The sequence below is a fragment of the Streptomyces africanus genome (assembly GCF_002150735.1).
Classification (GTDB): domain Bacteria; phylum Actinomycetota; class Actinomycetes; order Streptomycetales; family Streptomycetaceae; genus Streptomyces; species Streptomyces africanus.
On sequence record NZ_MUKA01000495.1, the window covers coordinates 1 to 5,898 of the forward strand.

6 protein-coding genes and 3 pseudogenes are annotated in these 5,898 nt (G+C 72.7%); 6 read left to right on the plus strand and 3 right to left on the minus strand.

Annotated elements, in window-relative coordinates; genetic code table 11:
• Nucleotides 1-600 (plus strand): MBL fold metallo-hydrolase (locus CCL05_RS40595; RefSeq protein ID WP_143590033.1); only part of this gene is annotated, 600 nt, incomplete at its 5' end.
• 29 nt (nucleotides 601-629) lie between these two features.
• Here CCL05_RS40595 and CCL05_RS40600 read toward each other — a convergent pair.
• Nucleotides 630-865 (minus strand): annotated as a pseudogene (locus CCL05_RS40600) (nuclear transport factor 2 family protein); the annotation flags it as partial.
• Nucleotides 866-875: 10 nt separating this feature from the next.
• On the opposite strand from CCL05_RS40600, the pseudogene CCL05_RS46780 reads away from it, so the two are divergent.
• Nucleotides 876-1,022: pseudogene (locus CCL05_RS46780) on the plus strand (nuclear transport factor 2 family protein); the annotation flags it as partial.
• A gap of 92 nt (nucleotides 1,023-1,114) precedes the next feature.
• Nucleotides 1,115-2,020, plus strand: a complete 906-nt coding sequence (locus CCL05_RS40605) for a helix-turn-helix domain-containing protein (protein WP_086565592.1) — start codon at nucleotides 1,115-1,117, stop codon at nucleotides 2,018-2,020.
• A 4-nt stretch (nucleotides 2,021-2,024) separates the two neighbouring features.
• Here CCL05_RS40605 and CCL05_RS40610 read toward each other — a convergent pair whose 3' ends face one another.
• Together CCL05_RS40610 and CCL05_RS40615 are read right to left on the minus strand one after the other, a co-directional pair.
• On the minus strand, nucleotides 2,025-2,840 hold the full coding sequence (locus tag CCL05_RS40610; RefSeq protein ID WP_086565593.1) for an SAM-dependent methyltransferase: 816 nt from the start codon (nucleotides 2,838-2,840) through the stop codon (nucleotides 2,025-2,027).
• Nucleotides 2,841-2,885: 45 nt separating this feature from the next.
• The gene (locus CCL05_RS40615) at nucleotides 2,886-3,563 is read right to left on the minus strand and encodes a phosphotransferase (RefSeq protein ID WP_086565594.1); all 678 of its coding nucleotides are present in this window, start codon (nucleotides 3,561-3,563) and stop codon (nucleotides 2,886-2,888) included.
• A 291-nt stretch (nucleotides 3,564-3,854) separates the two neighbouring features.
• Here CCL05_RS40615 and CCL05_RS40620 point away from each other — a divergent pair, with 291 nt between their 5' ends.
• The 3 genes and pseudogenes from CCL05_RS40620 to CCL05_RS46785 form a co-directional block, all read left to right on the plus strand.
• Nucleotides 3,855-5,069: an SCO2321 family membrane protein gene (locus tag CCL05_RS40620; RefSeq protein WP_086565595.1), complete on the plus strand. Its 1,215-nt coding sequence runs from the start codon at nucleotides 3,855-3,857 to the stop codon at nucleotides 5,067-5,069.
• Nucleotides 5,066-5,695 (plus strand): SCO2322 family protein, encoded by a 630-nt coding sequence (locus tag CCL05_RS40625; protein WP_086565596.1) that lies wholly within the window; start codon nucleotides 5,066-5,068, stop codon nucleotides 5,693-5,695. Before CCL05_RS40620 ends, CCL05_RS40625 begins: the two co-directional genes overlap by 4 nt.
• A pseudogene (locus tag CCL05_RS46785) lies at nucleotides 5,688-5,898 on the plus strand (hypothetical protein); the annotation flags it as partial. The gene CCL05_RS40625 and the pseudogene CCL05_RS46785, both read left to right, overlap by 8 nt.

Sequence of the window (5,898 nt, forward strand, 5' to 3'; positions counted from 1 at the left end):
CTGCCCGGCCTCTCCCCCGCCCTGCCCGACCGCGACATCGCCCCCGGCGAACTCCTCGACCTCCCCGGCCGCCGCCTGCGCGCGATCTGGACCCCGGGACACACGCCGGGCCATGTCTGCCTCCACCTGGAGGAGGCCCACCCGGCCGGGCTCCCCGGCCACGGCCGCCTGTTCTCCGGCGACCACCTGCTGCCCGAGATCACTCCGCACATCGGCCTCTACGAGGACCCCGACGACACGACGGTCACCGACCCCCTGGGCGACTACCTCGACTCCCTGGAACGCGTCGGCCGCCTGGCCCCCGCCGAAGTACTCCCCGCCCATCAGCACGCGTTCCCCGACGCCGCCGCCCGCGTCCGCGAACTGCTCGCCCACCACGAGGCCCGCCTCACGGACCTGCTGGCCATCCTCGCCGAGCCGCTCACACCCTGGCAGCTCGCCGAACGCATGGAGTGGAACCGCCCCTGGGCCGACATCCCCCACGGCTCCCGCACCATCGCCGTCTCGGAGGCCGAGTCCCATCTGCGCCGCCTGGTCAAGGCGGGCCGGGCGGAGGCGGTGCCGGGGAGCGATCCGATGACGTACGCGGCGGTGCGATGAGGTGGCAAACGCGGTGGAGGAACCTCCTAGCCGTCGACCCGGTACGTCGTGGAGTACGAGATCGCCGTGGCCGCGTCCCGGAACGTCACCGTGACCAGGACGTTGGACATCATGCGGCGGGACAGCCGGTCGGCGGGCGGGAGCCGAAGTAGGTGCGCAGGGCGTCCCGGCCGTTGACCAGCCGTCCGTCCTCCGGCCACTGCCAGACGCCGTCCTCGGTGCACAGCTCGGCCACGGAGGAGGGTTCGCCGAGGTCGAGCCGGTGAAAAAGTCGCGGCGTCGTCCCGGCCGGGCCGCCGGTCCAGGCCGGGCACTACGAGGACACGTTCCACAGGGCCGACGGCGTCTGGCTGCTCGCCTCCCGGACGCTGCACCTTCCCTTCGGCGGAGCCACCCCGCGGGCGAACTCGCCTTTGGCATAAGCCAGATGGTGTCCGGGCAGGGCCCTTAGGATGGCTGTGCCGCGGCGCTCGCAGGCCTGCGGAGTTGCGTTCCACCGCAAGGAGACACGCCCATGGGCACCGAAGAGGCCGCTCGTACGATGTCCGGCAGCGGAGCCCTGGACAGCAGATCGGCCGGGCCCATGGTGCCGCGGCTGGCGCTGGGCGCGCGGCTCAGGCGACTGCGCGAGGAGCGGGGCATCGGCCGGGCGGACGCCGGGCAGGTCATCCGGGCCTCCTCGTCCAAGATCAGCCGGTTGGAGGCGGGCCGGCACGGGTTCAAGCTGCGGGACGTCGCCGATCTGCTCACGCTCTACGGCGTCACGGACGAGGCCGAGCGCGCGACCCTGCTGGCACTGGCCGAGCAGGCCAACACCCCGGCCTGGTGGCAGTACTACAGCGACGTGGTGCCCGCCTGGATGCAGACGTACCTCGGCGCCGAGCAGGCGGCGAGCGTCATCCGCTGCTTCCAGGTCCAGCGCGTTCCCGGGCTGCTCCAGACCGCCGACTACGCACGGGCCTCGCTCCGGCTCGCCCACCCGGACGCCACTGCGCGGGAGATGGAACGCCGGGTCGCGCTGCGGCTGACCCGCCAGCGGATACTGCACCGGCAGCCGGCGACCCGGCTGTGGGCGGTGATCGACGAGGCGGCACTACGCCGCCCGGTCGGGGGCCTCTCCGTCATGCGCGCCCAGCTCAGGTATCTCATCGAGATCTGCCGGCTGCCGCAGGTCACGGTCCAGGTCCTGCCGTTCCGCGCCGGCGGCCACGCCGCGGAGGGCGGTCCGGTCACAATCGTGCGCCTGCCCGGCGGTGAGTTGCCCGACGTGGTCTACCTCGAACAGCTCACCACCGCGCTGTATCCCGACCGGCCGGCCGAGATCGAGTGCTACTGGGACGCGATGAACCGGCTGGTGGTCGAGGCCGAGTCGCCTGACGAAACCCCGACCATCCTTCACCGCATCCTTCAGGAGACCTGAGAAGTCACCGTTTCAGGGCGACACCGCCGTACTGGTGCACCTCCGCGGGGAGGTCCAGGGCCGCGGCGTCGGGGCGCCAGCGCGAGCAGGACGTCACGCCCGGTTCGAGCAGTTCCAGACCGTCGAAGTAGCGGGCGATCTGCTCGGGGCTGCGCAGGATGTACGGGATCGAGCCGCCGTCGTTGTACTGCTGGATGGCCCGGACATAGTCCTCGCTGGTGTCGGTGCTGTCGTACTGGACGAGGTAGCTGCCGGAGGGCAGGGCGTCCACCAGCTGCCGGACGATCGAGCGTGCCTCGTCGTGGTCCTCGATGTGGCCCAGGATGCCCATCAGCATGAGGGCGACGGGCTGGTCGAAGTCCAGCGTCTTGCCGGCTTCCCGGATGATCGTGCCCGGCTCGCGCAGGTCGGCGTCGACGTAGTTGGTGACGCCTTCCGGGGTGCTGGTGAGCAGCGCGCGGGCGTGGGCCAGCACCAGCGGATCGTTGTCGACGTAGACGATCCGGCTCTCCGGGGCCACCCCCTGGGCGATCTGGTGGGTGTTGTCCACGTTGGGCAGCCCCGTGCCGATGTCCAGGAACTGGCGGATGCCCTCCTCGGCGGCGAGGTGGCGGACGGCACGGGCGAGGAAGTAGCGGGCGGCACGGGCCCCGGTCTCGATGCCCGGGAAGATCTCCCGGAACGCGTCACCGGCCACACGGTCGACTTCGTAGTTGTCCTTCCCGCCCAGCCAGTAGTTCCAGATCCGGGCCGAGTGCGGCACGGAGGTGTCGATCTTGGGAAGCGGCTCCTGCCCGGAGTTCCCCGCCTGATCACTCATGGACGCTCCTGCGTGTGGTCGTGGACGCCCACGTTAGCCTGTCCGTCAGCTGGTCTGCCCGTGCGACAGGACCAACTCCTCGGCATCGCCCAGCAGTTCGACTTCGGCCCGGCTCATGGCCGGATCGGCGGACCGGCGGCGCAGGGCCTCCGTCAGGGCGGGCCGGGTGAGGGGAGAGGCGTCGGCGAGGAGGGCGGTCAGCATCGTGCGGGCCGGGCCGGAGAGGTGGTCACCGGCGACGGCGGCCTGGGCGAGGATCACGGCGGACACCGCCCGGTCCAGGGCCGGGTCGCCCTCCTCCGTGTTCGACCAGTCGATGACGCGGGGGCCGTCGGGGGTCAGGATCACGTTCTCCGGGTGCAGATCCAGGTGCAGGACGCGGACGGCCGGGTCGGTGGAGCGCAGGGCGGGGAGGGCGTGGAGCCGGCGCAGTAGCCGGGCGAGAACCGAGCCCGCCTCCGCCGGGTCCAGCGTGCCCGACAGGCAGGCCTGCAGCAGGGTCGGGCCGGAGAGCCGTTCCATCACCAGGTCCGTGCGGGAGCCGGTCGGGCGGACCCGGGGCACCGGGTAGCCGTGGGCGTGCACGTGCGCCATCACCGCGCCCTCGCCCGCCGCGTCTCCGCCGCCCTCCCGGTCACGCCGCAGCACCCAGCCCTCGTCGAGTGCGTACACGTCGGCGCGGCGGCCCGAGCCGAGCAGCGGTCCCGGCGGTGTCGTCGGCATGGGCCGAAGGTACCCCGGCCCCGCCGGCGCCCCTCAGGCTGTTTCGGGCGTGCGGGTACAGTAGGCAGGTCGTCATCACACCCGTACAGGGGGAAGCCGGTGCAATTCCGGCGCTGACCCGCAACCGTGTACCGCCGCCCAGGCGGTGAGCCGGATCGCCCCGTACGGTTCGTGACCGGCTCACGTGCCCGGCGGAGCGCCGGTGCACGGCACCGTCGAGGTATACGGAGCCGAGCCGCCGGGGGTGCCCCGTGCTGCCCGGCTCCCCGCAGGGAGAGGCACCCGCCGATCATGAACGTCCGCCGCAGCGCCGCGGTCCTGGCCGCCGTCGCCGTGATCGGCGCCGCCACACCGGCCGCCGCCGCCCCGTCCCCTTCCCCGTCCCAGGCGTTCCCGTCCGCCCTGTACGGCGACAAGGACCCCCGGTACGACGGCGTCTGGCGCCAGTCACTCGCCCTGCTCGCGCAGCACACGGTGGGCGTGAAGCCGGCGGCGAAGTCCGTGGAGTGGCTGGTGCGCCAGCAGTGCGCGGACGGCTCCTTCGCCCCGTACCGCGCCGATCCCACCGCCGCGTGCGACGCCAGGACCCTGGTCGACACGAACCAGACGGCCGCCGCGATACAGGCGCTCACCGCCCTCGGCGGGCACGACGCCGTCACCGGCAAGGCCGTCACGTGGCTGAAGTCCGTCCAGAACAAGGACGGCGGCTGGGGATACATGCCCGGCGGGGCCAGCGACACCAACTCCACGTCCGTCGTCATCGGCGCGCTGGCCGCCGCCGGCGAGAAGCCGCAACAGGTCGAGAAGGGCGGCAAGTCGCCCTACGACGCCCTGCTGACGCTCGCCCTCGGCTGTGACGGCGACGACGCGGGGGCCTTCGCGTTCCAGCCGGACAAGAAGGGCCGACTGGCCGCCAACGCCGACGCCACGGCAGCGGGCGTGCTGGGCGCACTGGGCCAGGGCATGGTCGTGAAGCCCGGGGAGACGTCCGAGGCCGCGAAGGGCCAGGCCTGCGAGGACAAGAAGACGCCGGAGCAGGCCGCTGCCAACGGAGCCGTCCACCTCACCAAGGCTCTCGCCGAGGACGGCCACCTCACCTCGCCCACCCCCGGCTCGGACCCCCAGCCCGACTACGGCAACACCGCCGACGCGGTCGTCGCGCTCGCCGCGCACGGCGACACCGGGCAGGCGGCGAAGTCCCTGCGCTGGCTGGAGAAGAACGCCGCGCCCTGGGCCGCCCAGAACGGCCCCGCCGCCTACGCCCAGCTGATCTTCGCCGCCCACGCGACCGGCACGAACCCGCGTGACTTCGGCGGCATCGACCTGGTGAAGCGGCTGAACGCGACGGGCCCGGCCCCGCAGACCGCCGGGCAGACCCGAGCGGCGGAAGAGAAGAAGAGCGACTCGGACGTCTTCGGCGTCTGGTGGTACGTCGGTGTCTGCCTCGTCGCCGGCGTCGGCATCGGCTTCCTCTTCAGCGGCCGCCGGAAGAAGCAGCAGCCGTGATCCGCCGGGCCGTTCTCCTCCTCCTGGCCTCGCTCGTGCTGTGCGCGGGAGCGGGCCAGGCCCAGGCCGCGGGCTACCGGTACTGGTCGTTCTGGGACCGCGACGGCGACCGCTGGGTCTACGCCACCCAGGGCCCGTCCACGACCCGCCCCTCGGACGGCGACGTCCAGGGCTTCCGCTTCGCGGTGAGCGAGGACTCCGGGGACGCGGCCCGGCCGCGCGGTGAGGCCGACTTCAAGACGATCTGCGCCACGACGCCCGCGCGGGACGCCAAGAAGCGGGTCGCTCTGCTCCTCGACTTCGGCACGACGACGGACGCGCCGTCCGGCGAGACCCCGCCCGCTCCCCGAACGGCCTGCGCGCAGGTCTCCCCCGACGCGACCACGGCGGAAGCCCTGGCAACAGTGGCCAAGCCCCTGCGCTACGACGCGGGCGCCCTCCTGTGCGCCATCTCGGGCTACCCGGAGAAGGGGTGCGGAGAGCAGATCTCCAAGCAGCAGCAGAAGCCGACCGAAGAGAAGAAGAACACCTCGGGGGGCGGTCCGTCCCTGGGTCTGGTGGCGGGAATCGCCGTGGTGGGGGTTCTGGGCGCGGCAGCAATCTGGCAGGTACGCCGACGTGCGTAGGACGACGCCCCAGCCTGCGGGCAGTCGTGCCGCTGAGACGGCGCCCGTCCCAAAGAGCGGCACCCCGTACCGCCGGGCTGCGCAGCCCATCGCCCTCCACCCCGGCGCCTGGTGGCTCTGGTCCCTTTCCCTAGGCACCGCGGCCACCCGCACCACCAACCCCCTCCTCCTCACCCTCCTCATCACGGTCTCCGCCTACGTCG